The 25,152-nt window shown below is 67.3% G+C and carries 23 protein-coding genes and 1 pseudogene; 12 read left to right on the top strand and 12 right to left on the bottom strand.

Going from position 1 to position 25,152, the window contains the following annotated elements:
- Positions 1 to 12: 12 nt before the first annotated feature.
- Positions 13 to 516 (bottom strand): DM13 domain-containing protein, encoded by a 504-nt coding sequence (locus AC3WLY_RS01045; protein ID WP_492310100.1) that lies wholly within the window; start codon positions 514 to 516, stop codon positions 13 to 15.
- A 239-nt stretch (positions 517 to 755) separates the two neighbouring features.
- Between AC3WLY_RS01045 and AC3WLY_RS01040 the strand changes: the two genes are divergently transcribed.
- A complete protein-coding gene (locus AC3WLY_RS01040; protein WP_175960639.1) occupies positions 756 to 1,061 on the top strand; it encodes a DUF4148 domain-containing protein in 306 nt (101 codons plus the stop codon).
- Between the two features lie 79 nt (positions 1,062 to 1,140).
- Here the strand turns inward: AC3WLY_RS01040 and AC3WLY_RS01035 are convergent, their stop codons facing one another.
- The gene (locus AC3WLY_RS01035; RefSeq protein ID WP_492310099.1) at positions 1,141 to 1,713 is read right to left on the bottom strand and encodes an NADPH-dependent FMN reductase; all 573 of its coding nucleotides are present in this window, start codon (positions 1,711 to 1,713) and stop codon (positions 1,141 to 1,143) included.
- 97 nt (positions 1,714 to 1,810) lie between these two features.
- Positions 1,811 to 2,446 carry a histone acetyltransferase gene (locus tag AC3WLY_RS01030; protein WP_492310098.1) on the bottom strand — a complete coding sequence of 212 codons (636 nt, stop codon included), beginning with the start codon at positions 2,444 to 2,446 and terminating at the stop codon, positions 1,811 to 1,813.
- 693 nt (positions 2,447 to 3,139) lie between these two features.
- Here AC3WLY_RS01030 and cml point away from each other — a divergent pair.
- The gene (cml, locus tag AC3WLY_RS01025; RefSeq protein ID WP_492310097.1) at positions 3,140 to 4,333 is read left to right on the top strand and encodes a CmlA/FloR family chloramphenicol efflux MFS transporter; all 1,194 of its coding nucleotides are present in this window, start codon (positions 3,140 to 3,142) and stop codon (positions 4,331 to 4,333) included.
- 63 nt (positions 4,334 to 4,396) lie between these two features.
- Here cml and AC3WLY_RS01020 read toward each other — a convergent pair whose 3' ends face one another.
- Positions 4,397 to 5,680: an isoprenylcysteine carboxylmethyltransferase family protein gene (locus AC3WLY_RS01020; protein ID WP_492310096.1), complete on the bottom strand. Its 1,284-nt coding sequence runs from the start codon at positions 5,678 to 5,680 to the stop codon at positions 4,397 to 4,399.
- A 127-nt stretch (positions 5,681 to 5,807) separates the two neighbouring features.
- Entirely contained in the window at positions 5,808 to 7,088 is a 1,281-nt protein-coding gene (locus AC3WLY_RS01015) for a collagen-like triple helix repeat-containing protein (protein WP_492310095.1), read from the bottom strand.
- Here AC3WLY_RS01015 and AC3WLY_RS01010 point away from each other — a divergent pair.
- Both AC3WLY_RS01010 and AC3WLY_RS01005 read left to right on the top strand, forming a co-directional pair.
- The gene (locus tag AC3WLY_RS01010; RefSeq protein WP_492332634.1) at positions 6,982 to 7,932 is read left to right on the top strand and encodes a highly repetitive protein; all 951 of its coding nucleotides are present in this window, start codon (positions 6,982 to 6,984) and stop codon (positions 7,930 to 7,932) included. The two genes, AC3WLY_RS01015 and AC3WLY_RS01010, sit on opposite strands and share 107 nt — an antisense overlap.
- A 378-nt stretch (positions 7,933 to 8,310) precedes the next feature.
- Positions 8,311 to 8,709 carry a carboxymuconolactone decarboxylase family protein gene (locus tag AC3WLY_RS01005; RefSeq protein WP_175960624.1) on the top strand — a complete coding sequence of 133 codons (399 nt, stop codon included), beginning with the start codon at positions 8,311 to 8,313 and terminating at the stop codon, positions 8,707 to 8,709.
- A gap of 54 nt (positions 8,710 to 8,763) precedes the next feature.
- Here AC3WLY_RS01005 and AC3WLY_RS01000 read toward each other — a convergent pair whose 3' ends face one another.
- The 3 genes and pseudogenes from AC3WLY_RS01000 to AC3WLY_RS00990 all read right to left on the bottom strand — a co-directional run.
- The gene (locus AC3WLY_RS01000) at positions 8,764 to 9,750 is read right to left on the bottom strand and encodes an alpha/beta fold hydrolase (RefSeq protein WP_492308379.1); all 987 of its coding nucleotides are present in this window, start codon (positions 9,748 to 9,750) and stop codon (positions 8,764 to 8,766) included.
- Between the two features lie 7 nt (positions 9,751 to 9,757).
- The gene (locus AC3WLY_RS00995) at positions 9,758 to 11,341 is read right to left on the bottom strand and encodes a flavin-containing monooxygenase (RefSeq protein WP_492308380.1); all 1,584 of its coding nucleotides are present in this window, start codon (positions 11,339 to 11,341) and stop codon (positions 9,758 to 9,760) included.
- A gap of 134 nt (positions 11,342 to 11,475) precedes the next feature.
- Positions 11,476 to 11,577: pseudogene (locus AC3WLY_RS00990) on the bottom strand (short-chain dehydrogenase); the annotation flags it as partial.
- An 88-nt stretch (positions 11,578 to 11,665) separates the two neighbouring features.
- Here AC3WLY_RS00990 and AC3WLY_RS00985 point away from each other — a divergent pair.
- Positions 11,666 to 12,322, top strand: coding sequence for a TetR/AcrR family transcriptional regulator (locus AC3WLY_RS00985; protein ID WP_175960618.1), 657 nt, complete (start codon positions 11,666 to 11,668; stop codon positions 12,320 to 12,322).
- 314 nt (positions 12,323 to 12,636) lie between these two features.
- On the opposite strand, the gene AC3WLY_RS00980 is transcribed toward AC3WLY_RS00985, so the two are convergent.
- The gene (locus AC3WLY_RS00980; protein ID WP_175960616.1) at positions 12,637 to 12,900 is read right to left on the bottom strand and encodes a fucose-binding lectin; all 264 of its coding nucleotides are present in this window, start codon (positions 12,898 to 12,900) and stop codon (positions 12,637 to 12,639) included.
- Positions 12,901 to 13,110: 210 nt separating this feature from the next.
- On the bottom strand, positions 13,111 to 14,064 hold the full coding sequence (locus AC3WLY_RS00975) for a LysR family transcriptional regulator (protein WP_492308381.1): 954 nt from the start codon (positions 14,062 to 14,064) through the stop codon (positions 13,111 to 13,113).
- A 127-nt stretch (positions 14,065 to 14,191) separates the two neighbouring features.
- Between AC3WLY_RS00975 and AC3WLY_RS00970 the strand changes: the two genes are divergently transcribed.
- From AC3WLY_RS00970 to AC3WLY_RS00945, 6 genes are all read left to right on the top strand, one after another.
- Positions 14,192 to 14,866, top strand: a complete 675-nt coding sequence (locus tag AC3WLY_RS00970) for a glutathione S-transferase family protein (protein WP_492308382.1) — start codon at positions 14,192 to 14,194, stop codon at positions 14,864 to 14,866.
- A 35-nt stretch (positions 14,867 to 14,901) separates the two neighbouring features.
- Complete coding sequence (locus AC3WLY_RS00965; RefSeq protein WP_492308383.1) at positions 14,902 to 16,974, top strand: pyridoxamine 5'-phosphate oxidase family protein; 2,073 nt, start codon at positions 14,902 to 14,904, stop codon at positions 16,972 to 16,974.
- A gap of 121 nt (positions 16,975 to 17,095) precedes the next feature.
- Positions 17,096 to 17,299 carry a DUF2970 domain-containing protein gene (locus AC3WLY_RS00960; protein ID WP_034182111.1) on the top strand — a complete coding sequence of 68 codons (204 nt, stop codon included), beginning with the start codon at positions 17,096 to 17,098 and terminating at the stop codon, positions 17,297 to 17,299.
- A 602-nt stretch (positions 17,300 to 17,901) separates the two neighbouring features.
- A complete protein-coding gene (locus AC3WLY_RS00955; protein ID WP_492308384.1) occupies positions 17,902 to 20,133 on the top strand; it encodes a TonB-dependent siderophore receptor in 2,232 nt (743 codons plus the stop codon).
- A gap of 59 nt (positions 20,134 to 20,192) precedes the next feature.
- Positions 20,193 to 20,825: a nicotinamide riboside transporter PnuC gene (pnuC, locus tag AC3WLY_RS00950; protein WP_310131348.1), complete on the top strand. Its 633-nt coding sequence runs from the start codon at positions 20,193 to 20,195 to the stop codon at positions 20,823 to 20,825.
- A gap of 36 nt (positions 20,826 to 20,861) precedes the next feature.
- Positions 20,862 to 22,052, top strand: coding sequence for a phosphotransferase enzyme family protein (locus AC3WLY_RS00945; protein WP_492308385.1), 1,191 nt, complete (start codon positions 20,862 to 20,864; stop codon positions 22,050 to 22,052).
- 174 nt (positions 22,053 to 22,226) lie between these two features.
- Here AC3WLY_RS00945 and AC3WLY_RS00940 read toward each other — a convergent pair whose 3' ends face one another.
- Both AC3WLY_RS00940 and AC3WLY_RS00935 read right to left on the bottom strand, forming a co-directional pair.
- Positions 22,227 to 22,676 carry an OmpA family protein gene (locus AC3WLY_RS00940; protein WP_492308386.1) on the bottom strand — a complete coding sequence of 150 codons (450 nt, stop codon included), beginning with the start codon at positions 22,674 to 22,676 and terminating at the stop codon, positions 22,227 to 22,229.
- A gap of 15 nt (positions 22,677 to 22,691) precedes the next feature.
- On the bottom strand, positions 22,692 to 23,147 hold the full coding sequence (locus AC3WLY_RS00935; protein WP_492332641.1) for a M35 family metallo-endopeptidase: 456 nt from the start codon (positions 23,145 to 23,147) through the stop codon (positions 22,692 to 22,694).
- Positions 23,148 to 23,813: 666 nt separating this feature from the next.
- Between AC3WLY_RS00935 and AC3WLY_RS00930 the strand changes: the two genes are divergently transcribed.
- A complete protein-coding gene (locus AC3WLY_RS00930; protein WP_492308388.1) occupies positions 23,814 to 25,145 on the top strand; it encodes a TolC family protein in 1,332 nt (443 codons plus the stop codon).
- The last annotated feature ends 7 nt before the right edge of the window (positions 25,146 to 25,152 follow it).

Here is a 25,152-nt window from a genome sequence, read left to right as displayed (position 1 = left end):
AGCCGGAGCCGGTTACATCGACACCTGGCCCGACGTCGCTGCGCTTTGATACCGGGCCGCGCTGATGAATTTCGAAAAGCGTTCGCACCAGATCACGACCGACGTGTATTGCGCGGGATTCACGTCGGCGGGAAGCGGCACGACGAAATTGCCGAAAGTCTTCAGGTCGCCCACGCGCGCGGCACGCGCCTTGATCGCGAGGAACGACGCCTTGGTGTCGACGAATTCCGGCACGAGATAGATCTTGTAGTCGGGCCCCGGTGCGACGTCGCCTTCGAAGGCAATCGACGAATCGGTGATCGTCAGCTTGCCGTCTGCCCAGTGCAGCGGATCGCTTCCCGGCAGATCGCGTTCGAAGCGACCGGTATGTCGCGTGTTTTCGGCGGCCACTTGCAGTTCGACGGCGCTTGCGCCCTCCGATGCCGTCAGGATCGGAAGCACGTAGATGCCCGCGGCGAATGCAACGAGACCCGTCGCGAGATGCGACGCGATCGGTATCCAGATTCTGGTTTTCATGTCGGACCCTTTGAACGAGAACAGGCGGTGGCGCATGGCCACATGCGTGTAGTCGCGCGAGCCGGCGAAATCTGACAGCCGATCGGTTTTCACGTTCACATCGGGCACGACGCCTGGTCGTGGCACGGCGCGGCATGGCGACACGACGTCGAATAAATTCCGTCGGCGGGTGTCATCTTTGCGCTCGCGGATCGACTCACTCTCTGTCGACAACGTCGTCGATGCCAAGGAGAGTTCACATGAACAAGCTTGCTCTGTATGTTCTCGCGACCGTTGCCGCGACCGCTTCCGTTTCCGCCTGGGCCGCGCCGCAGTCCACCGTGACGCGCGCGGAGGTCACGGCCGAACTGGCCGCACTGCACGCGGCCGGCTACCGTCAGACCGGCGAAGACCCGCACTATCCGGCGAAACTGGCGGAAGCGCTGACGAAGATCGGTTCGACGGGTACGTCGGCTGCCGATACGAGCGGATACGGGACGATGTCGCCGACCGCGAGCGAATCGGGCTCGATTGCCGCCGACAGGCCGATCTATCGCGGACGATGATCCGGGCAGGACATTGCGCCTGTCGACGGGCGCAATGTCCGATTCGTCTGGACTGCGATGCGTTTGCGGATGCGCAACGTCAGCCCGGCGGCGCGCCTTCGGCAATTGCCGCGCCGAGCGCGTGCAATGCATCGGCCAGCGCCGACGCGAACGGCGGATGCGCGGCGATGCCCGCCGCATCGAGCTGGCTTCCGAGGATCGGCAGCGTGATCGACGCGCGCTCGACGATGCGTGCCGACATCACCGACAGCGTTTCCCGCAGCGCCGCGTCCGCGTGCGTCGCGCGCGGCGACGCATTCAGCACCGCGACCGGCATGTAGACGACCGCCTCGCACCCGACGACCCAGTCCAGCGCGTTCTTCATCACGCCGGTCACGCCGTGTGCGTATTCCGGGCTCGCGATCAACACACCGTCGGCCGCATTCAGGCGATCGATCAGGTCGCGCACGGCGGCCGGCGACGGATATTCGGTATCGGGGTTGAACAGCGGGAATTCGCCGAGGCGATCGAAGCGCGCGATGCGCATGCCGCGCGGCGCGACGAGCGCGGCTGCATCGAGCAGCGCGGCGTTGTACGACTGCGACCGGAGGCTGCCGCACAGGGCGACGATGTTGATGCGGCGGTCGGTGTCGGTTCGGGGATCGGTGGTCATCGATGAGCGTTTCGGTTGGCGTGGTGCGCTGCCGCGTCGCGCGGACCGGACGGATTATCGCATCGGCGTTCGGGCGGCGTGGTGCGTGTCGCCGACGCTACGCGCGTGACGCGGCCTGCGCTGCCCCGTTGAGTATTGTCGCGGAATCGCAGCGAACCGGTTCGGCGTCGCTCATCCCGGCCGCCCGCGCGAATTCCGTCATCGCCCACCCGTTGCCGAGCAACAGCCGCCGCGTATGCAGCGCGCCGTGCACGTCGTCAGGAACGGTGTCGCCGAGATAACGCAGCGCGCGGCCTTCGACATCGACGAAGCCATGCCGGTAATGCTGCGCGAGCGCCGTCCACAGCTGCGCGGCGCCGACCGACTGGCGCGCGCCGCTGATCAGGCACAGGCCCGCGTCGAGCCCCCAGCGATACAGCGTCGTCGCAAGGCCCTTGCGTTGCGCCGAGCCGCGCAGCCGCGTATGCGGTGCGCGCAGGTAGCGGTCGGCGCGGCGCGGGATTTCGGGAAGGCGGTTGAACACCGTGTAGCCGGCGAGCTGGCGCGCGGCCGGATCTTCGACATACAGGAAGTATTCGCCGTCCGCTTCGCGGTGGCGGACGATCAGGCCCGAGCGGCCGAGCGCGACGGCCGGCAGGCCGTGCAGGCGATGGCCCGGCTGGTGGAGGCGTGCGTGGAGCGTGTCGAGTTCATCGTCGATGTCGTGCTGGGAATGCTGTACGTCGATGCGCATGGCAAAGGTCGCCCGTCCCGGGCGGTTCGAGAAAGAGGTTCGTCGCAACAAGGGAAAGGGAATGGGGGCGGCCCCCGGGCTCGGCGAAGCGAGCCGGGGCCGCGAATCAGCTGGGGATGTGCTGGAAACCGGCGGCGATCGCGGCGAGGCCCGCGATGCAGAGTGCGAACAGGATCAGGACTTTGTGGATCACGCCTCTATCCTCATCAATGCGCGGTGCCGGCGGGCGGCATCGCGGAGACGGTGAGCGGCGGGCACGGCCCGCACGGCCGTCGTGCGGGACGACGGTCGGGTGTCCGGGCGACGGTTCGAGCGCGGACGGCCAGCACCATACGCGAGGTGCCGGGGGCGGGCAATCGGACCGGCGGAGAAACGCGACAAAAAGCGGGGAATCGCGGCGTTTCGCGACAATTGGCCGCAACGGATGCGTGAGCCGATGCCGCGCGACTCGCTGCGGATGTCGGCGATCGTGCCGCGCCACGGTTTCCGGCTGCGTCGCGCGGTGGTGCCGCGAAATCGCATACACTTCACGGCAAACGAACCCCACAAGGATCTCACCATGGGAGCGGGCCCGTCTACGGATCGCTAAGCCGCAGCAACCTTCTTCACCCGGTTGTTGCGGCGATCTCCTCTCGTCGATGACTCAGCAGGCAGATTGCCGCCGGATCTCCTTTTCCGAGCGGAGGCTTTGTCATGCCCAATCAATCTGCGCCCGCATGGGCCTACTCGTTGCCGTCGGCATTGCTGCTGATGGTTCCTTTCGATCTTCTCGCGTCGTTGGCGATGGATGTGTATCTGCCGGTGATCCCGGAGATGCCGTCGGCGTTGCATACGTCGCCCGCCATGGTTCAGTTGACGCTGAGCGCGTACATGGTCTTTCTTGGCTTGGGTCAGTTGGTGTTCGGCCCGCTGTCGGATCGTTTCGGACGGCGGCCGGTGCTTTTGGGCGGCGCGCTGCTTTTCTCGGCAGCCTCCCTGGCGCTCGCGACGACGAGCGGCGGTGTCGAGTTCGTCGTGCTGCGCATGCTGCAGGCGCTTGGCGCCTCCGCTGCCCTCGTGGCGACCTTTGCGACGGTTCGCGATGTCTATGCCGACCGTCCGGAAGGCAGCACGATCTACAGTCAGTTCGGCGCGATCCTCGCATGCGTGCCGGCGCTCGGGCCGATGCTCGGCGCGGGCATTGCACGCGGCTTCGGATGGCGCGCGATCTTCGTGACCCTCGGCGTGGCGGGGTGCGTGGCATTCGGCCGCGCGTGGTTGCGATGGCACGAAACGCGGCCACCGGCGGCGGGTAGGCTACGGCAGCCCGTTGCGTCGATCGTGCGCAACCTGTCCTTCCAGATCCACGCGCTCGGCTTCGGAGCCGCGATGGGCGCGTTTTTCGTGTTCTTCTCGATCGCGCCGCGTGTGCTCATCGGTCATGCCGGTTTTTCCCGCACCGAATTCAGTGCAGCTTTTGCCACCGTCGCGATCGTGATGATCATTGCCGCGCGCTTTGCGCGATGGTTCGTGTCGAACTGGGGCATTCGGGGCTGCTTTGTCCGGGGAGCCGGCGTCATGATGACGGGCGCAATCGTGCTGGCCGCATGCACCATCCTGATGGCGCCGTCGTTCATTGCCTTCGTGATGCCGATGTGGATTGTCGCGGTTGGCATCGTCCTGATGTCGTCGGTGACTGCGAACGGGGCGCTTCGGGATTTCGACGATGCCGCGGGAATGGCGGTCGCGCTGTATTACTGCATCCAGAGTCTGATCGTTGGCGGTGTCGGCACGCTCGCCACTCTGGTGCTGCCGGGCGATACGCCGTGGCCGCTGGCGGCATTCTGCTTCGGCATGCCGGCGGCGTGCCTCGCCGCAATCGCCGTATTGAAGCGCAGGCGCGGATGAGCCGGCGGCGTGTGCATCGTCGGCCGGACCGACGCATCGCCGCCCCCGCCGCCGGCCGACGCGTCACGCCGGCTGCTGCACCCCGAACGCCTTCCTGATCCGCGCAAACAACCCGTGCTGCGCGATCCATTCGACGTACGCACGATAGTCCGGATCGCGCATCAGGTGGCGTTCTTCCGTTTTAGCGCGCAGGTAATAGATCAGGTTGACCGCGACGAGCGCGGCGCAGTGCATGAGCCCGACCTGCCAGCCGAGCGGCTCGACGAACGGCACCGACACCATCCAGTACGACAGGTTCTTCGTGATGTACGCCGGATGCTTCGTGAAGCGGTACGGGCCCGACGTGATGATCCCGCGGTTGGTGAGGTTCGAGAAGCGCAGCCCGAACGAGATCGTCGACAGCGCGTAGGTCATCAGCAGCAGGATGATCACGGCGCCCCAGATCACGCGCAGCGTCGGCGCGGACAGCAGCCAGTTGTCCCAGAACAGCGAGCCTTCGTAGCGGATGTAGTGGATCGAGATCAGCGACCAGAACGGTTGATAGCAGATCAGCGCGGCACCCCAGCCGAGCGCCGTCGGCTCGACTGTGCGCACGTGACTGTCGAGGATGCGGAACGTGCACAGGTAGCCGACGGTGCCGAACATCAGGTCCATCGTGAACGACAGGTCGTACAGGAACGAGAACGTCGCGAGCGACATCGGCGCGTTCATCGCGTGCGCGAGCGACGCGGTCAGATGGTCGGCGTCCTTCGACAGGTAGACGGTCATCAGCGGCAGGAAGAACGTCTTCACGCCCCAGCCGGCGAGCATCTCGCGCACCGGCTGCCAGCTTGCGGGCCGCTCGCGGCGGAACAGGAAGCGGCCCCACAGCAGGTACGCGTCGTCGGTTTCGCGCTGATGGCGGTCCATCCACATGAAATAGAACGGCGCGGCGACGATCACGTACGGCGCGAGCGCGCGCAGCAGCGACCAGAACGGCCGGTAGAAATCGCCGTGATATTCGGGCAGCAGCCAGTACAGCATCCCGATGCCCGCATAGATCGACGTGAGCGCGCCGAGCCGCGTCGCGACGCGCGCGAGGCCGAGCGGCCGCACGGCCTGGCGTGACAGCCCGGCGCTCGGGCGCAGGTAGACGCGCGAGATGAGGATTTCGTGCAGCGCGATCGTACCGATGATCGCGAGGCTTGCGATGATTGCGCGCGTCGCGGCGTCGAGGGCCGGCTGGTCGCGCGTGAACCACAGCGCGAGGAGCCCGGCCGCGATGCCGAGCAGGCCGGCGCGGAAGGGCGTGGCGGAACGGGGCGGGCGGTCCTGGACCGCGGCGATGCCGTCGAGCGTGGAATTCATGATCGGATCCTCGTCGGGATGACGGCCGGCGCCCCCGCTTGGCGGGTGACGCCGGCCGTCGGCCGGGCTTTGTATCGATGCGCGCCCGGCCATTGGCCTGTGGTTCTGATGCGTGAAGCGTTACTGCTTACTTCTTGGTGCCGCCGCCCAGCAGACCGCCGAGCAGGTTCGTGACCGGCGACAGCAGGCTGGCTGCACCGCCCGCGGTACCGCCGTTCGAGCTGCCGGTCAGGGCCGCCACGGTGCCGCTGCCGGCCGGTGTCGTCGCCGTGCCGGTTGCGACGCCGGGGCTCACCGTACCGTTGGCGCCCGCCGAGCCGGCCGGCGTCGTCAGCGCGCCCGTCAGCGTGCCGACCGGGCCGCTCGTCAGCAGGCCGCCGACGGTGCCCGTCACGTTGCCTCCCGGCGTCGTGACCGTGCCGGTGAGGCTTGCGCCCAGCGGCGTCAGCGCGTTGACGAGGTTGGTGACCGGCGCCAGCAGGCCGCCGACGCCCGAGCCACCGGTGCCGCTCGTGCCGCCGGTACCGCTCGTGCCGCTCGAACCGAGGCCGCCGAGCGCGCCGGTCACGGTGCCGAGCAGGCCGGTGACCGGCGCAAGCGGGCCGCCGCTGGTGCCGCTGGTGCCGCCGGTACCACCCGTACCGCTGGAGCTGCTGCCGCCGCCGAGCCCGCCCGTCAGCGTACCGAGCAGACCGGTAATCGGGGCGAGCGGGTTGGTGCCGCTGCTGGAGCTGCCGCTGGACAGCAGGCCGCCCGCCGACGCCACCGTGTTGCCGAGCTGGGACACGCCGTTGCCGGCGCTCGTGCCGACCGGGTTGCCGGTCGCGCTGCCGATCTGCGAACCGGCGAGGCCGAGGCCGCTGCCGAGCGTGCTCAGCAGTCCGCTGAGCGGGGCGCCGAGCATGGTTGCGCCGCCGAGCGTCTGCGTGGCGCCAGGCGTCGTGACGCCGCCGGTCAGCGTGTTCGTGATCGGGTTGATCACGCTGCCGAGCTGCGTCTCGAGCTGCTGGACCGGCGCGCTGTTCAGCGCGGTATTCAGCGCCGATGCGGTCGAGTTGACCGCAGTGCCGACCGTGTTGACGAGATTGCCGACCAGGGTCGTCGCCGGCGCGAGCGGCGACAGCGGACCGGTGCCGAGGCTCGTCACTGCGTTGCCGAGGTTGTTGACCGCGCCGCCGGCGCCGGTCAGCAGGCCGGTGGTCGACGTGAGCGTCGGGCCGAGCGGGTTCGGCGACACGCCGATCGAGCCGAGGCCGGCAGCGACACCGTTGCCGAGCGACTGCACGCCGTTGCCGAGGCTCGTGACCGCGTTGCCGACGCTGGTGGCCGTCGTCGGGTTCGTGCCGGGGATCTGCACGCCGCCGATCTGCGCGCCACCGTTCGCGACCGTCGTGCCGAGTGCCGTCACGAGGTTGCCGGATTGCTGGAGGACGTTGCCGAGCGGGGTGACGCTGGTGCCGGAAGTGCCCGAGGTGCCGGAAGTGCCCGAAGTGCCGGAAGTGCCCGAGGTGCCGGAAGTGCCCGACGTACCGGAAGTACCCGAGGTGCCGGAGGTGCCCGATGTACCGGAAGTGCCCGACGTGCCGGAGGTGCCCGAGGTACCGGAAGTGCCCGACGTGCCGGAAGTACCCGAGGTGCCGGAAGTGCCCGAAGTGCCCGAAGTGCCCGAGGTGCCCGAGGTGCCCGAGGTGCCCGAGGTGCCGGAAGTGCCGGAAGTGCCGGAAGTGCCCGAGGTACCGGAAGTGCCCGACGTGCCGGAGGTGCCCGACGTGCCGGAGGTGCCCGAGGTGCCGGAAGTACCCGAGGTGCCGGAAGTACCCGAGGTGCCGGAGGTGCCCGAGGTACCGGAAGTGCCCGAGGTGCCGGAAGTACCCGAGGTACCGGAAGTACCCGAGGTGCCCGAGGTGCCCGACGTACCCGAAGTGCCCGAAGTACCCGAAGTACCCGAAGTACCCGAAGTACCCGAAGTACCCGAAGTACCCGAAGTACCCGACGTACCCGACGTACCCGACGTACCCGAAGTACCCGAAGTACCCGAAGTACCCGACGTACCCGAACTCCCGCCACCCGACGTCCCCGACGAACCGCCGCCCGACGTACCGGACGTCCCCGAAGTGCCGCCCGTCCCCGACGTGCTCGTCTTGATCGTCGGCGGGGTCGTCGGTCCATCGACCGAGCCACAACCGTACAGCGCGAGCAGCGACGAGACGGCCATCGTTACCGTCGTCTTCTTGAAGATATTGTGCATGTAGGCCTCGACATTGGAAGTGTGTCCAAGCCTCCACTGCAAATTCCGCGCCATGACGGATTTATCGAAACGGCGTCGCGCTTTGTTGCAGGAATCGGGAATATCAACGCGATTTAAACGGAGGAATGGCGGTTTCGCGCGACGGGCACGCACCGTGCATGGATGCGGCGGTGGCGATGTTCCCGTAAGCAGCCGTAACGCGCGGCCGGATGTTACGTAGCGTTCGACCGCCCGTCACGCGAACAGCCTCGAACAGCCGCGAACCGAGGGCCGCATCTTTGACGAAACGCGCCGGCCCCGTGAACATGGCGCGAAATCTCCCGGCTGCCGGCGACGCCGCCGCGGCCACGACCACGACCACGACTTCACCCAGGACACCGACATGAGCGAACAGGACAGGGAATACGGCAAGGCGCGGCGGATCGACGTGATGGGCGAGGCGTTCGTCGAGCGCGCGATGCGCGACCTCGACGGATTTTCGCGGCCGTTGCAGGACTGGCTGAACGAACACGCTTGGGGCAGCACGTGGCACCGGGGCGGGATCGACCTGAAGACGCGCAGCCTGTGCACCTGCGCGATGCTGGCGGCGCTCGGCCGCGGCACGGAACTGAAGGGTCACATTCGCGGCGCGCTCAATAACGGCGCGAGCCTCGTCGAGATCCGCGAGGTGCTGCTGCACAGCGCGCTGTACGCGGGCGCGCCGGCCGCGGTCGAGGCATTCCGCAACGCGCGCGAGGTGATCGCGGAGCTCGGGCTGTCGGTGCCCGACGACGAAGCCTGATTCCGTCGCAGCACCGGCTGCACGGCACTGAATCAGGCCCCGCGTCGTTCCCGCTCAGGACTCGATACGCGCAGCTCGTGCGACGGCGTCGGCCGGCGCGGCGGCGACTTCGAGCAGCCAGTCGGCCGTCGCATCCGGAATCGTGACCGGCAGCATGTGTCCGCCGTCGACGACCTTCAGCCGCACGCGCGCCGATTTCTTCGCGAGCGCGTCGCCGTGCTCGCGCCAGTTCAGGATCGGATCGGCGCGGCCGTACAGCACGTCGACCGGCAGCGCGAGCTCCGCGTAGCGGCGCACCATCGCGGGCAGGTCGACGGGCGCCGACAGCAGGTCGGTCGCGGTCGCGTAGAACACATGCGGCCGCATCCCGAGCAGCCCGCCGCCCTTGGTGGGGAAGTCGCGCGGCACGTCTTCCGGCGCGAACACCTGGCGCACGGCGTTGCGACCGGTCAGGATCGTCAGCGGGATTGCGAAGGTCCACGACACGAAGCGGCGCACCAGCGGCGACGGCAGCATCAGCGGCCGGAACGGCGCCGGCGGCTCGGATTGCTCGTGCGACAGCGGCGCGATCAGCGCGAGCCGGCTCACGCGGTCCGGATGGTTGAGGCCGACCGCGAGCGCGATCGCGCCGCCGAGCGAATGGCCGACCAGCACGGGCTTGTCGAGCCGCAGCGCGTCGATGAACGCGGCGACCATGCGCGCCTGCGCGAACACGTTCGCCTGCGAGCCCGCGCCGCGGGTCGAGCGGCCGGCGCCGGGCCGGTCGATGAGGATCACGCGATGCCGCTGCGCGAGCCGCGCGAGCGGCAGGTACGCGAAGTTGCGCAGTTGCCCCGCGAGCCCGTGAACGAACACGATCGGCGGCCCGTTGCCGTATTCGACGTAGTGGATGCGGTCGCCGCCGATGTCGACGAAGCGGCCTTCGGGCGGGAACGCGCGCGTCACGCGGCTGGCGACGTAGCCGGAAAACAGCGCGAGCGCGGCGAGCACCGCGACGACGCCGAGCAGCACGTTCTGGATCAGATGGAGCGTAGGGGTCATGTCGGCCTCAGCGGGTTTCGAGTGCGGGTTCGGCAACCGGCGCTGTCGCAGCCGGGCCGGTTTTCGCGCGGCGTTCGAAATGCATCGCCGAATCGGCGAGTGCGCTGAACTTCAGCGATGCGAGATCGAGCACGTAGTTCTGATGGAATTTCCACGGTTTGCGATGGCCCTGCTTCGGCAGGATGCCGGCCGCGCGCTGGATGTAGCCCGAGCTCAGGTTGACGGCCGGCACGTCGCCGAGATCGCCGGCGCCGAGCCGCGGCACGCACGTGTCGTAGCCGTTCGCGCGCATGTGGTTGAGCAGCCGGCACACGTAGCGCGCGATCAGCTCGGCCTTCAGCGTCCACGATGCATTCGTGTAGCCGAACGACGACGCGAGGTTCGGCACGTCGCTGTACATCATTCCCTTGTACGACACGGTCTCCGGCAGGTCGACCGTGCGGCCGTCGACCGTGACGCGCGCGCCGCCGAGCAGCTTCACCTTCAGCCCGGTCGCGGTGACGATCACGTCCGCGTCGAGCTGCTGGCCGCTCTTCAGCGTGATGCCGGTCGGCGTGAAGCGCTCGATCTCGTCGGTGACGATCGACGCGCGGCCCGCGCGGATCGACTTGAACAGGTCGCCGTTCGGCACGAGGCACACGCGCTGGTCCCACGGCATGTAGCGCGGCGTCAGGTGCTTCTCGACGTCGAAGCCGGGGCCGAGCTGCCTGCTGGCCGCGCGGATGATGAACTTCTTCGTCTGGTCGGGCTTGCGGCGCGACACGTTGTACAGGTACATCGTCAGCAGCACGTTCTTCACGCGCACGAGCCGGTGCGCGAGCCGCGACGGCAGCACGCGGCGCAGCGCGTTCGCGATCCTGTCGCGCGCGGGCAGCGACACGATGTAGGTCGGCGAGCGCTGCAGCATCGTCACGTGCCGCGCGTCGGCCGCCATCGACGGCACGAGCGTGACGGCCGTCGCGCCGCTGCCGATCACGACGACGCGCCGGTTCGCGTAGGTCAGATCCTTCGGCCAGTGCTGCGGATGCACGAGTTTGCCCTCGAACGTGTCCATGCCGGGCCAGTCGGGCAGGTAGCCGGCGTCGTAGTCGTAATAGCCGCTGCACATGAACAGGAAGCGGCAGGTGTAGACGAGCGTGTCGGTCGCGCCGTCGCGCGTGCGCTCGATGCGCACCGTCCAGCGCGCGCGATTCGAGTCCCAGTCGGCCGCGACGACCTTCTGGCCGTAGCGGATCGTCTTGTCGATCCCGTACGTGCGCGCGGTGTCGCGGATGTAGTCGAGGATCGTCTGGCCGTCGGAGATCGCCTTGTCGCTGTGCCACGGGCGGAAGCTGTAGCCGAGCGTGAACATGTCGGAATCCGAACGGACGCCCGGATAGCGGAACAGATCCCAGGTGCCGCCGATCGCGTCGCGCGCCTCGACGATCGCGACGCTCGCATGCGGGCAGCGCTGCTTCAGGTGATACGCGGCGCCGATGCCGGACAGGCCGGCGCCGACGATCAGCACGTCGAGGTCGTTGCCGTCGCCACGGTCATGGCGGGCGCCGGGGGCGGGCGGCGCGTCGCGCCGGGCGGTCGTCGTCGAGGTCATGCGGGGTCCTTGGTCGGCGTGGTCGGGCATGCGGCCGGGGCGTGGGCGCGTTCTCCCACGGGGGCTTCCTTCGGGCGAAGGTTGCGTGCACGGGCGCGGCGCACATGGCGCTCGACGCCCGCGAGGATCTGCCGCGCGACCTCGCAGCCGCGCCGCGCGAGCTCGACCGCGAGGCTGCGACCCATGCCCGAACCGGCGCCCGTGATCGCGGCGACCTTGCCGGAAAACCCGTTCATCCGTTGCTCCTCCCGCTCCGCTGGTACTGTGCCGGCGGCGCGTCTATTGTGGTGTTGGTCGTCACCACTTTAGTTTTAGGGTGTCCTGATGTCAAATAGCGGAATGGAGAAAGCACTCGAAACGAAAAAACGGGGCCGGTCGTACGGCGGCGTGGCGCCCGAGGTGCGTGCCGCCGAGCGGCGCGATGCGCTGATCCGCGCGGCGACGCGCGTGTTCGGCACGGTCGGGTTTCGCAAGGCGACCGTGCGGTCGATCTGCCAGGAAGCGAAGCTGAACGATCGCTATTTCTATGCGGCGTTCGACAGCACCGACGATTTGCTGCGCTGCACCTACCTGCATCACGCGGAGCAGCTGCATGACGCGGTCGCGCAGGCGGTCGCCGCGCGCGGCGGCGATCTGCGCGAGAGCGTCGACGCGGGGCTCGCCGCGTTCTTCGCGTTCCTGCGCGATCCATGCGCGGCGCGCGTGCTGCTGCTCGAGGTGATGGGCGTGAGCGCGGATACCGACATGACGTACCAGCGCATGCTGATCGACTTCGGCAAGCTGATCATGGCGATCGGCGCGCCGCGCGAAGCGGCGACGCCCGCGGAGCGCACCGAGCAGCGGCTGATCGGGCTCGCGCTCGTCGGCGCGATGACGAACGTCGGCGCGGCGTGGCTGCTCACCGACTATCGCGATCCGGAAGCGCAGATGGTCGCGAGTTGCAGGAAGGTGTTGCTGGGGACATTGCGGGAGATTGGCTAACCGGATGGCATCGCACCGTTCCTGTTACCCCCGGCAAATTGCAGGCTGAAAATGAAACGAACGCGGTAATCACACGGCGCACCGGGCGTCGTGCTGATTTTCGCGATTTAATCGTCTTTTTAATAATTAAAAGGCGATCGGTTTTCGGGTGGTTACTGATTGTCAAAAAATCGTCATTGTTTTTGATTCCGTATTCGTGCGGCGATGAATTGATGAAAGCAATGTGGAGCGAATAAAAAAGCGGCGCAACGCAAAAAACAGCTCACATTGCGCCGATCGTGGCGCGAAATCCTTCGCGCCCCAGGCACGATTGATCAGGAACCCGTGTATCCGCCCCGGGTCCAGCCGTCACCATCCCAGCAATACTCGGTCGTCGTGCCGCCGCTCGTCGCGTACACGCGGATGTGAACGGCGCTCCCGACCAGCCAGCACGTGGCGGACACGTTGTCGCCCGCCTGGTTGAACGCGCCCGTGTACCAGTTCGACCCGTCGTAGCAGCGTTCGGTGATCTTGTTGCCGTTGGCCGTGTAGACACGAATCGACGGCGTGGTTCCCCATGAAATTGCGGCGGTTTGCATTTCCAGACTCCTTGTTTGATTGAATAAAGCGGAGAATTGAAACGTTTCGGTAAACGCGAATTGGCGTATTACCGGGAATAAGGTTAGTAGAAAATTTGCAAAGCAATACGCTATTTTTTTTGGGGGAATAAAAGGGCGTATTTGTTCGGGGCGGGAAAGCCGCGGGGAAAGGGGATTGGAGGCGGGGCAAAAACGTGCGGCGATCCGGATTCAGCCTGCGGCTCGTTTCGATCGTGTCGAGCGTACCGGCGCCGCCGGCGGCGTCTCGCCGATCCTTTGCTTCATCGCATCGATGAACGCCCGCACCTTCGGCGAAGGCAGCCGCGTCGACGGATACACCGCATGAATCCCGGCCGGCGCCGAGCGCCACGCGGGCAGCAGCCGCACGAGCCTGCCGGCCGCGACGTCGTCGGCGGTCGAGAAATCCGTCAGCAGCCCGAAGCCGCCGCCCGCGAGCACGATCGCGCGGCATGCCGTTGCGGTGTTCGACACGACCGGCGCGACGCAGCGCACCGACACGCTGCCGCCGCGCGCGTTGTCGAGTTCGAACGTGTGCGGGCGCGGCAGCGTCGACAGCATCACGAACGGCAGCGCGGCAAGCGCATCCGTATCGCGCGGCAGCCCGTAGCGCGCGACGAACGCGGGGCTCGCGACCAGCCATTTCTCGTACGTGCCGAGCTGCACCGCGCGATAGTTCGAATCGGCGAGGCGGCCGATGCGGATCGCGACGTCGAGGTTGTCCGCGACGAGATCGACGACGCGGTCGTTCGCGACCAGCTCGACGTCGAGCCCCGGATGCGCGTCGCGCAACGCGACGACGGCCGGCGCGACGACCTGCGCGCCGTAGTCGATCGGCACGCTCACGCGCAGCGTGCCGCGCAGCGGTCCCGCGTCGGACGACACCGCGTCGAGCGCGGCTTCGGTGGCGCGCACGATGGCGCGGCACGCGTCGTAGAACGTACGCCCCGCGTCGGTCACGCTCAGTCGCCGCGTCGTGCGCACCAGCAGGTTCGCGCCGACCTCGGATTCCAGGCGCTGCATGTGCGTGCTGACGACCGTCTTCGCGAGGCCGAGCCGCTCGGCCGCGGCCGTCAGCGAGCCGGCATCGACCACCGCGACGAAGATCGCCAGCCGGTTCAGGTTCACGTCGCGCAGATCGGCCATCGTCGATTGTCCTATGAAAGCGGATAATGTTTCAGCGATTATCCGTCTTCTGGCCGCGAACCGCGAGCGCTACTCTGGGGCCGTTCGTCGCCGATTCCCGGCGACGCGAGATTACGGAGTGTTTTCCATGTCCGTCGCCAACAAGCCCGTCGCCGGTAGGCCCGTCGCTGGTGAGCCCGTCGCCCCGATTCGCGTCTATTCGTTCCCGTTGTCCGGGCACGCGCATCGTGTCCGGTTGTTCCTGTCGCTGCTCGGCCTGCCGTCCGAGACCATCGACGTCGATCTCGCGGCCGGCGCGCAGCGCGAACCGGCGTTCCTCGCGCTCAATCCGCTCGGGCAGGTGCCGGTGATCGACGACGGCGGCACCGTGCTCGCCGATTCGAACGCGATCCTCGTGTATCTCGCTAAGCGCTACGGCGACGCGCACTGGCTGCCCGACGATCCAGCCGGCGCGGCGGTCGTGCAGCGCTGGCTGTCGTACGCGGCCGGGCCGATCGCGACGGGGCCTGCCGCGGCACGGCTCGTGACCGTGTTCGGCGCGCCGCTCGACCAGGAAGCGGCCAAGCGCACGGCCGCGAAGCTGCTCGACGTGATCGACCGCGAACTGGCCGGCAAGCCGTACGCCGCCGGCGCGCAGCCGACGATCGCGGACATCGCCGCATACACGTACATCGCGCACGCGCCGGAAGGCGGCGTATCGCTCGAACCGTATCCGCACGTGCGCGCATGGCTGGCACGCGTCGAGGCGCTGCCGGGTTTCGTCGGCATGCCGACGACGCGCGCGGGTCTGCTCGCCGCATAACGCCAACCGAAGCCGCGCCTGTTCAGGAGAACGCGATGAATGCTCCGACCGCCGCCGTACCGGGCTGGGAACTCGACGCCGCGCCGTTTCACGCGGGCGAACTCGCCGTGCAGCAGCGCGCGGGCGTAACGGAAGCCGCGGGCGCGGCCGGCCGGCGCGGAATCCGGCGCTTCATGCCGGACCAGCACCGGACGTTTTTCGCGCAGCTGCCGTTCTTCGTGCTCGGCGGCGTCGATGCGCACGGCCAGCCGTGGGCGACGCTGCGGGCCGGCGCACCGGGGTTCGTCGCGTCGCCGGATGCGCGCACGCTGCGCATCGCGGCGCCCGCGCTGCCGGGCGATCCGCTGGCCGGCGCGTGGCAGCCGGGCGCGCCGCTCGGCGGGCTCGGGATCGAATTCGATACGCGCCGGCGCAATCGCGTCAATGGCATGGTGCGTGCGGTCGACGGCGATGCGCTGACGATCGCGGTCGAGCAGAGCTTCGGCAACTGCGCGAAGTACATCCAGGGCCGCACGCCGACGTTCGTCGCGCGCGACGGCGATGCACCGGTCGAGCCCGACGTATCGGACCGGCTGAGCGATGCGGATCGCGCGCTGCTCGCGCAGGCCGATACGTTCTTCGTCGCGAGCGCGAACACGTCGGCGGACGCGGGCGCCGCGCGCGGCGCGGACGTGTCGCATCGCGGCGGGATGCCGGGCTTCGTGCGCGTCGACGATGCGCACACGCTGACGACGCCGGATTTCAGCGGCAACCGTTTCTTCAACACGCTCGGCAACCTGCAGCACGATCCGCGCGCGGGGCTGCTGTTCGTCGATTTCGACAGCGGCGACCTGCTGTATGTCGCCGCGCGCGCCGAGATCGTGTGGGACGGGCCGCTCGTCGCGTCGTTCGACGGCGCGCAGCGTGTCGTGCGGTTCCATGTGCGGGAGGTGCGGCGCATGCGCGCGGTGCTGCCGTTCCGGTGGTCGGCGGTCGAGCGCGCGCCGCAGTTCGCTGCGATGGCGGCGGCCGCGGGTGGAGCGGTGACAGCGACGGTCGCGCCGGTGCCGTCCGCATCGGCACACCAATTGGCACCCGCATGGCGATCGCTGCGCATCGCGAAGATCGTCGACGAAGCGCGCTCGATCCGTTCGTTCCATTTCGAATCGGTGGACGGCGGCGCGTTGCCCGCATATGACGCCGGGCAGCATTTGACGCTGCGTGTTGCGTTGCCGTCCAGCGATGCACCGTTGATTCGCAGCTACACGCTTTCCGATGCACCGGGCGGCGCGCATTACCGGATCACGGTGAAGCGCGAAGGGCGCATGTCGGCATGGCTGCACGATCACGCACAGGCGGGCATGACGCTCGACGCGCAGATGCCGCGCGGCCGCTTCACGTTCGATCTCGCGAGCCCGCGCCCGGCCGTGCTCGTATCGGCCGGCATCGGCATCACGCCGATGATCGCGATACTGCGCCGCGCGCTGGCCGACGCCGCGCCGTCGCGCCGCGTGGTGTTCGTGCACGGCGCGCGCGAAGCGGCCGACCGGCCGTTTTCGGCGGAACTGGCGCGCATCGCGGCGGCCGATGCACGGCTGTCGCTGCACTGGTTCGACAGCCGTCCGCACGGCGACATGGCAGCGCGGGCCGGCCGCATCGACATCGCGCAACTGAAGCGGATCCTGCCGTTCGACGACTACGACTTCTACCTGTGCGGGCCGTCGGCGTTCATGCGCGATCTGTACGACGGGCTGCGCGCGCTGAACGTGCCGGACGAACGCATCCGCTTCGAGGCGTTCGGGCCGTCGAGCGTGGCGCGCAGCGTGACCCGAGCGGCAGGCACGGCAGGCGCGCCGGCGGCGAGCGTGCCGGTCGTGTTCCGGCGCACCGGGCGCGAAGCCGCATGGACGCCCGCCGACGGCACGCTGCTCGAATTCGCGGAAGGGCAGCGCGTCGCCGTGCCGTCCGAATGCCGCTCCGGTTCGTGCGGCACGTGCGCGACGCGCGTGCTGTCCGGCGCGGTCGACTACGAGCAAACGCCCGATGCGGCGGTCGAACCCGGCTGCGCGCTGCTGTGCGTCGCGCGGCCCGCGCAACGCGCCACGGAATCGCTCGTGCTCGACCGCTGACGCGCCTGCGACATGCGGCCGCAGACGGCCTGCTGCGCGAAAAGCGCGCGCAACTGCTTCTTTTTTCGGATGCCGGTCGGATCGACGATAGCGTCAACCGATTCGATGAAAGGAGCGCATCATGAAACTGCTCGGCATGATCAAGCTGGTCCTGTGGAGTTTCTTCGGCGTACGCAACAGCAAGGCGCACGCAGCCGATCTCGCGAACGTCAACTTCACGCTGCTGCCGTTCGTGGCGATCCTGCTCGCGCTGCTCGTCGGCGCGGTCATCTACGGCGTCGTGCATCTGGTCGTCGATCCGACCGTGACGATGCAGGGGTTCTGAGCGGCGCGTGAATGGCGAGCGGGAGATCATTCCCGCTTCGGTTTCCGGCCGCATGACCGGCGCATGATCGCGCCGGTCTTCGAGGTTGCCGTGCGCGCCGGGCATCGCTGCCACATCGCCGCCGTTGCCATGTGGCACGAATTGCGTTTCCCCATTCCCGTTCTTTCCCGCCTCCCGTTCCGCCCGATTCCACGGCCTTGATCCCCGCCCGGGGTAAAATGCGCGCCACGCCGCGCTGTCGCGTGCGACGGGTTGGCCGCCGTTCCGACGAACGGCGCGCACAACTGCCCGACGCCCGCACCGCGGCATTCGAAGCGTCCCCCGCATGACATGACCGCGCGAGGCCGCCGGCCGCCCGACAGGCACCCGACGAACCCGTCGACGGCTGCGTCGGCTCCCGGTGCGTCACCCGAATCCGATGTCCCATCCTGCGTCTTCCCGATCGATCGACCGGCACGCATGCGTGCCGTCTCGTCCGATTCGTCCGATGAATGTCGTGCCGGCCGGATGCGCCGCGGGTGAAGATTCGTCCGCGAGCGTGTGCTTTGCAGCTTCGTAACGTGTTTCGACAGGGTCGAGTGGCGAGTTTTCCATCCAGAACAATGACGGTGAATAAAACAACAGCGTCGCCTGTACGGCGGCGGCGCGCGAAGGTCGGGCTCGGAGTCGGTCTCGGCATCGCGCTTTTCGCGGCGCAGGCTGCCGCAGCCCAGGGCGACGCGCCGGCACCGGACGCCGATGCGGCCGGCAGCGCGACGCTGCCGACGATCACGGTGAGCGGCGAGCGCGGCAATGCGTTTCGCGTGCGCAACGCGTCGGTCGCGGGGCTCGACGACACGCCGCTGCGCGACACGCCGGCGTCGGTGAGCGTCGTCACGCGCGCGCAGCTCGACGACCAGCAGGCGAAGCGGCTCAGCGACGTCGTGCGCAACGACGCATCGGTCGTCAACGACTATGCACCGGTCGGCTATTTCGAAGGCTTCGCGATCCGCGGTTTTCCGGTCGATCTCGCGAGCGCGATCCGGATCGACGGGCTGACGGTGTCCGGCGAGCAGAACGTGCCGCTCGAGAACAAGGAGCGCGTCGAGATCCTGAAGGGGCTTGCCGGCATCGACAGCGGTGTCGTCGCGCCCGGCGGCGTGATCAACTTCGTGACGAAGCGCTCCGCGAACGTCGCGAGCGTGACGGGCGGCGTCGATAGCCGCGGCTCGACGTCGGCGGCCGTCGATCTCGGCCGCCGCTTCGGCCCCGACCATCAGTTCGGCTTCCGGATCAATGCCGCGAAGGAGAACATGCACTCGTATATCGACGGCACGAACGGGCGGCGCACGTTCGGCTCGATCGCCGCCGACTGGGACATCAGCCCGCGTGCGAGCCTGCAGCTCAACGCTGAATTCCAGCAGTGGATCCAGCGTTCCGCGCCCGGCTACCAGTTGCTCGGCGGCACCGTCGTGCCGTCGGTCAAGACGACGTCGAAGGCGCTCGGCACGCAGCCATGGGCGAAACCGGTGACGACCGACGCGCTGAACCTGAACGCGCGCTTCGACTACCGGTTCAACGACGACTGGAACGCATACATCGCCGCGGGCCGCAGCCGCACGATGATCGACGACAACAGCGCGTTCGCGTACGGCTGTTCATACGCGGCGAGCTGCGCGGCCGGCGCGACGTCGCCGTTTTTCTTCGGCGCGAACGGCGACTACGACGTATACGATTTCCGCAGCCCCGGCGAATACCGGCGCAACGACGATCTGCGCGCGGTCACGACGGGCAAGTTCGCGACGGGGCCGCTGCGGCACGAACTGACGCTCGGCGTGAGCGTGCAGCGCCGCGTCGTGCACATGGCCGACGCCGTGTACGACTACGTGGGCAGCGAGAACATCTACGGGCCCGACGTGGCCTTCGCGCCGTCGCCGAATTCGCCGGGCCCGTCGTATCCGCGCCTCGACGCGTGGCAGTACGGCGTGTTCGGGCTCGACCGCATCAGCATCGGCGAACACTGGCAGGTGCTCGCGGGCGGCAAGGAAGTGCTGCTGCGCCAGCGCAGCTGGAGCAGCCTCGACGGCGCGGATACGCGCACCGACCGCTCCGTGTTCCTGCCGCAGGTCGCGCTCGTCTACAAGCCGGTGAACGTGCTGTCGCTGTACGCGTCGTACAGCAAGGCGCTGTCGCTAGGCGACCAGGCGCCGGTGCGCGCGACCAACGCGTATGCGTTCCTGCCGCCCGTCGAATCGCACCAGATCGAGGTCGGCGCGAAATACGACTGGCTCGACCGGCTGAGCCTCACGGCCGCCGTGTTCTCGATCAGCAAGCCGTTCCAGTTCGCCGACCCGGACGCATCGGGCACGACCTACACGTTCGTGCAGCGCGGCACGCAGCGGCACCAGGGGATCGAGCTCGGCGCGGCCGGGCGCATGACCGAGCGCCTCGCGCTGACGGCCAGCGTCGCGGCGATCCGCGCCCGTGCGGTCGATTCGGGTTCGCCGGCTTACGAAGGGCACCAGATCATCAACGTGCCCGCGCTGCGCGCGTCGCTGTATGCGGACTATGCGGTGCCGGGCGTCGCGGGCCTGAACGTGCTCGGCGGCGTCGAGTACAGTGCGGCCCGCAACGCGAACGAGGAAGGCACCGCGCGCGTGCCGTCGTGGTTCGTGTTCAATCTCGGCGCACGCTATACGACGAAGATCGGCGGTCATCGCACGGTGCTGCGCGTATCGGTGGACAATCTGTTCAACAAGTTCTACTGGCGCGACGCGGGCGAGCAGCAGGGCGATGCGTACCTGTTCCCGGGTGCGCCGCGCACCGCGCGCGTGTCGTTGACCTATGATTTCTGATCGTCCGGAACCGGCCGCGTGACGCGCGGCCCCGGCAGCTACCCAGGAGAGCACAGACGATGTCCCCACTCGAAATCGCCGGCGTGATCGTCAGCGCGCTCGCGATCTGGCTGACCGCGAAGCGGCGCATGCTGTGCTGGCCGGTCGGGCTCGCGTCGGTCGCGCTGTACGGCTGGATCTTCTTCGACGCGAAGCTGTACTCGGACATGCTGCTGCAGGGCGCGTTCGCGGTGCTGCAGGTGTACGGCTGGCAGCGCTGGCTCGCGCAGCGCGCGAGCGAAGCCGACGGCGGCGCGGCGCCGGCCGGCGACGTGGCGCCCGTCACGGGCGTGCGGCCGCGGCAGATGCTGCCCGACCTGATCGCGGCCGTCGTCGGCAGCGCGCTGCTCGGCGGCATGATGGCGCGCTGGACCGATGCGGCGCTGCCGTTCGTCGATGCGTCGCTGACCGCGTTCAGCCTCGTCGCGCAATACTGGACCGCGCGGCGCTACATCGCGTCGTGGGGGCTGTGGATCGTCGTGAACGTCGTGTACGTCGGGATGTTCGTGTTCAAGGAGCTGTATCTGACGGCCGGACTCTATGCGCTGTTCATCGGGCTCGCCGTCATCGGCTGGCGCGACTGGAGCCGGACGGCTGCGGCGCTGCGCGCGGCGGCCGGCGGCGCGCTCGCGTCGGGCGGCGGCGCGCGCTGATTCACGCATCGATTCAACTACGGAGCAACGTCGTTCATGTCATTCCCACTCGAGCCGGACGGGCCAGTATCGCGCGACGTCGCGCCGCCGCAATTCGGCGTCGACGGCGAGCAGGCCGAACGCGATTGGCCGTTGATGACGCATGACGAGGTCGCGGCGGTGCTCGCGCGGATCGACGGTGCCGGCGAGCCGGCCCGGTTGACGTGGCACAGCCCGCGGCAGTTCGCGGCGGCCGTGCTCGTGCGGATGGCGGACGGGCGTGGGCTGTTCGTCAAGCGTCATCACGCGAGCCTGCGCGATGTCGAGGGGCTCGAGGAAGAGCATCGCTTCATCGCGCATCTGCGCGAACGCGGCATGCCCGTGGTCGACGTGCTCGCCGGTCGCGACGGCGCGACCGCGTTCGCATCCGGCGACTGGACGTACGAGGTGCATGTGCTCGCGCCCGGCGTCGACCCGTATCGCGGCGTGATGTCGTGGCAGCCGTTCGCGCATCCGTCGCATGCGTACGCGGCCGGCCGCGCGCTGGCCGAACTGCATCGCGCGTCGGCCGGCTACGACGCGCCCACGCGGCCTGTCCGCACGCTGCTGTCGAGTTTCCGCGTGCTGTCGTCGGCCGATCTGGCGGGCGCGCTCGAACGCTGGGTCGAGGCGCAGCCGCTGCTCGTGCGCGCACTCGGCGCGCGCGACTGGCGCGGCGACATTGCCGACGCGATCGGCCCGTATCACGCGCGCCTCGTGCCGCTGCTGCCAGCGTTGCCGCCGCTGTGGACGCACGGCGACTGGCATGCGTCGAACCTGCTGTGGACCGATGCGGGGCCCGGTGCGCAGGTGCGGACGGTGCTCGATTTCGGGCTGTCGGATCGCACCTGCGCGGTGATGGACCTCGCGCTCGCGATCGAGCGCAATACGGTCGACTGGATGGCGCCGGCCGACGCGCGGCGCGTCGAATACGAACAGATCGACGCGCTGCTCGACGGCTACGAATCGCTCGAACCGCTGAGCGACGACGCCTATGCGGCGCTGGTCGCGCTGCTGCCGATCGTGCATACGGAGTTCGCGCTGTCGGAAGTCGCGTATTTCGGCTGCATCATCGATGCGCCGGCGATCGTCGATATCGCGTACGACGGTTACCTGATCGGGCACGCGCGGTGGTTCGGTGAACGCGATGGGCGGCAATTGCTCGACTGGCTTGTGCAGCGCCGGCGCGCGAAGCACGGGATCGTTTGAGTCTTGAGAGCACCCTGATAGCTTCACCCGCGCGGCGGTTGATATGTCGCTCGAATCATTATTGAATCGAACATCGAAATGTCGTCCGGATAGATTCGATGGACCGTCGCACGCGAGCGTTGGAGATGGGCAGCTCAACGTAAGCGCGGCGGCGATAAATGAGCCAACTTCATATCAACGGCCCGTACAGCAGTTGTTGAGGCAGCCGGGACTTACCTGAACGGTGACCTCACGGGTTTCCGATGTTGATTCGGTTGTGCTGCTGGCTGGATAAATTTGCGTTTTTATCTGAAGTGGTGCGTTTATCAGGCCATCCTCTATGACGGCCTTTGCCACCACGGAGGCACGTTTCGTTGCAAGTTGATCGGGGGTACTTTCATTTTTGGACGCGCTGCCGATTATATCGATCCATTTTTGAATTGGGTGCTTTGAGTTGATTTCCGACACCCATTGCTCGATTCGTATTTGCTCGGATTCACTGATTTCGTGACTGTTTGGTGAAAAAGGCACAAAAAATTGTCGAGATGGCAAATTTTGTGACCCCTGGCATTCTGCTATGGAATTTGTGGAGAAAAGGAATAGAGCTGAAAAAATAGACGATGATGCCGCAATCGAGATGTTCATGCTGAATTCGGCTCCTTACTCTGCAAATAAATCTTCACCGTAGATCACGAATCCGGTGAGTGTATCCGCATTTCTCAATGCGAGGTCAGGATTGGCTCTTGCCCATGCGGTCGCTGTAGGGTCGAGCCCGTATCGAGAGTCGCTGCTGCCGAAGGTGTCGGCGAAATGTGTTACTTCGTGAATGAGTGTGGATAGGCGAGAATCTCCGAACATATTCTGATCGCGCAAACCGGTGCAAAATTTCATGGCAAGACTTACAAGCCTGCGCTCCGTGTTGGGTCCGCAGACATGAGCGGCCTCGTTTTCAATGTCGTTCATATTCGGGACGCAACCTAGCATTCTGTCGAGACTCGGATCGCTTCGAACGAAGTGGTGTGGCGTTAGCGTTTTAAGAACGGAAAGGTGTCGTGAGAAGCCACTGATAAGATATTGCCGTGTATTGTTGTCGCATCTATTGAACCAATGGATCATTCTTTCTTTGGTTATTTCGTCATACCTTTTCAGATCTGTGATCCTTCTCTCAACTAGAATTATGGACCATTTAAGTAGTCTCGCCACCATAATTCTGAATTCCCTGTTGGTCAGGTTGGGGCAAATAGGTGTTGTGTTGATGTAAACATGAACCATCGATCCCGGATTCGTGTTGGTGACGGCCCCGGAGTGAACGAGAAACCATTCATTGTCTTCGTCAGACTCAAATTCGTACGCGTTGTGATCCGTGAAATTGTTCATTGCCTTAAATGATCGCCAGGTGGATTTTCAAGGGTGCCGCCCAACCTGGGGTCATGAAGCGGCATGATTACGTTCGCGTTCCCGCAACCTTGAACGGTCATCTTTTCAAGTGAAGATGTCCATAGAACTTGTTCGAAATTTTGGAATGGAAAATTATTTTTTGTGATTCTGGCGGGACCGAATTGAATGTTCGAAAGCGACGCGACGAGTCCGATGAAATGTGACGACATCATCGGATCGCACGCGAGCGTTTAGACGTTGTGTGCAGGTGGCTATCTGGGCAGATATGCCCGTTGATTCCGCGAGTACCACGCGCCGAACATGACGGAAATATCATCTTCGCCTCATGTTCGCACTGCGGCCGGACCGTAGCATCGGTCGCGAACCGTTACCGCAGAACCGAACATGCTCAAGTTCAACCTCGCCGTGGCCGTCGTCTTCGCGATGGCTGCGACGGCTCATGCGCAGCCGTCGCTGTCGCCGGGGCCGGCCCCGGCTGCCTCCGGCAGCGCCGCGCCGATCGGCGCACCGGCACCCGACGCCCTCCCTTCCACCTCGTTGACGCTTTCCGACGCGCTGTCGGTCGCGGCCCGGAACAATCCGGCGCTGCGCGGCGCGCGCGCGGACGTCGATGCGTCGGCCGGCGCGCTGATGCAGGCCGGCGCGCGCCCCAATCCCGAAGTGTCGTTCCTGCAGGAGGGGTTTCGTCGCGCCGAACGCACGTCGACCGCGATGATCAACCAGACGATCGAACTCGGCGGCAAGCGAAGCGCGCGGCTCGATGTCGCGTCGTACGGCAGGGAAGCGGCCAATGCATCGCTCGACGAGCAGGGCGCCGTCGTGCGCGCCGACGTGATTGCCGCGTTCTACGGGCTGCTCGCCGCGCAGCGCCAGTTTCAGGTGACCGAGGAATCGGCCGCGATCGCCGCGCGCTCCGCGGATCTCGCGAGCCGCCGTGCACAGGCCGGCAAGGTGTCGCCGGTCGAGGCGACCAAGGCACACGTGGCGGCGGCCGGCGTGCAGATCGAAGTCGTGACCGCGCGCGGCCGTGTCGAGGTCGCGCGCGAGAAGCTGAACGCGGTGATGGGCGAAGCGCGCGACGGCCGGCTTGCGGTGCTCGGCGATCTCGAAACCGTGCCGCCGGTCGAGCCGCTGTCCGCGCTGACCGCGCAGCTCGACGACGCGCCGCTCGCGCGGATCGCGCGCGCCGAGATGCTGCGCTCGAACGCGGCCGTGTCGCTCGAACGCGCGCGGCGCATTCCGGACGTGACGATCAGTGCCGGCGTGAAGCACGTGACCACGGGCGGCGTGCCGGACAACCAGGCGGTGGTCGGCGTGTCGATCCCGATTCCGCTGTTCAACACGAACAAGGGCGCGCTGCTCGAGGCGACGCACAAGGCCGAGCGGGCGAACGCCGATCTCGATCGCGAGCGCACGCGCTTGCGGCTTGACCTCACGCAGGCGTACACGAGTTTCGAAGCCGCTGCGCAGGAAGCGCAGCGGTTGAAGGCCGACATCCTGCCCGCCGCGCGCCTCGCGCTCGATGCGATGTCGCGCGGCTACGAGCTCGGGAAGTTCAGCTTCCTCGACGTGCTCGACGCGCAGCGCACGCTGTTCCAGGGCCAGTCGCAATACGTGCGCGCGCTCGCCGATGCCCATACGGCCCGCGCCGACATCGGCCGGCTCGTCGGTACGCCGCTCGCGCCGCTTGCACTGCCCGAGCCGGTCACGCAATAGCGCAACA

The sequence above is a fragment of the Burkholderia sp. FW306-1C-G01B genome (assembly GCF_058781685.1).
This window is presented reverse-complemented; position numbering and strand designations above follow the sequence as displayed.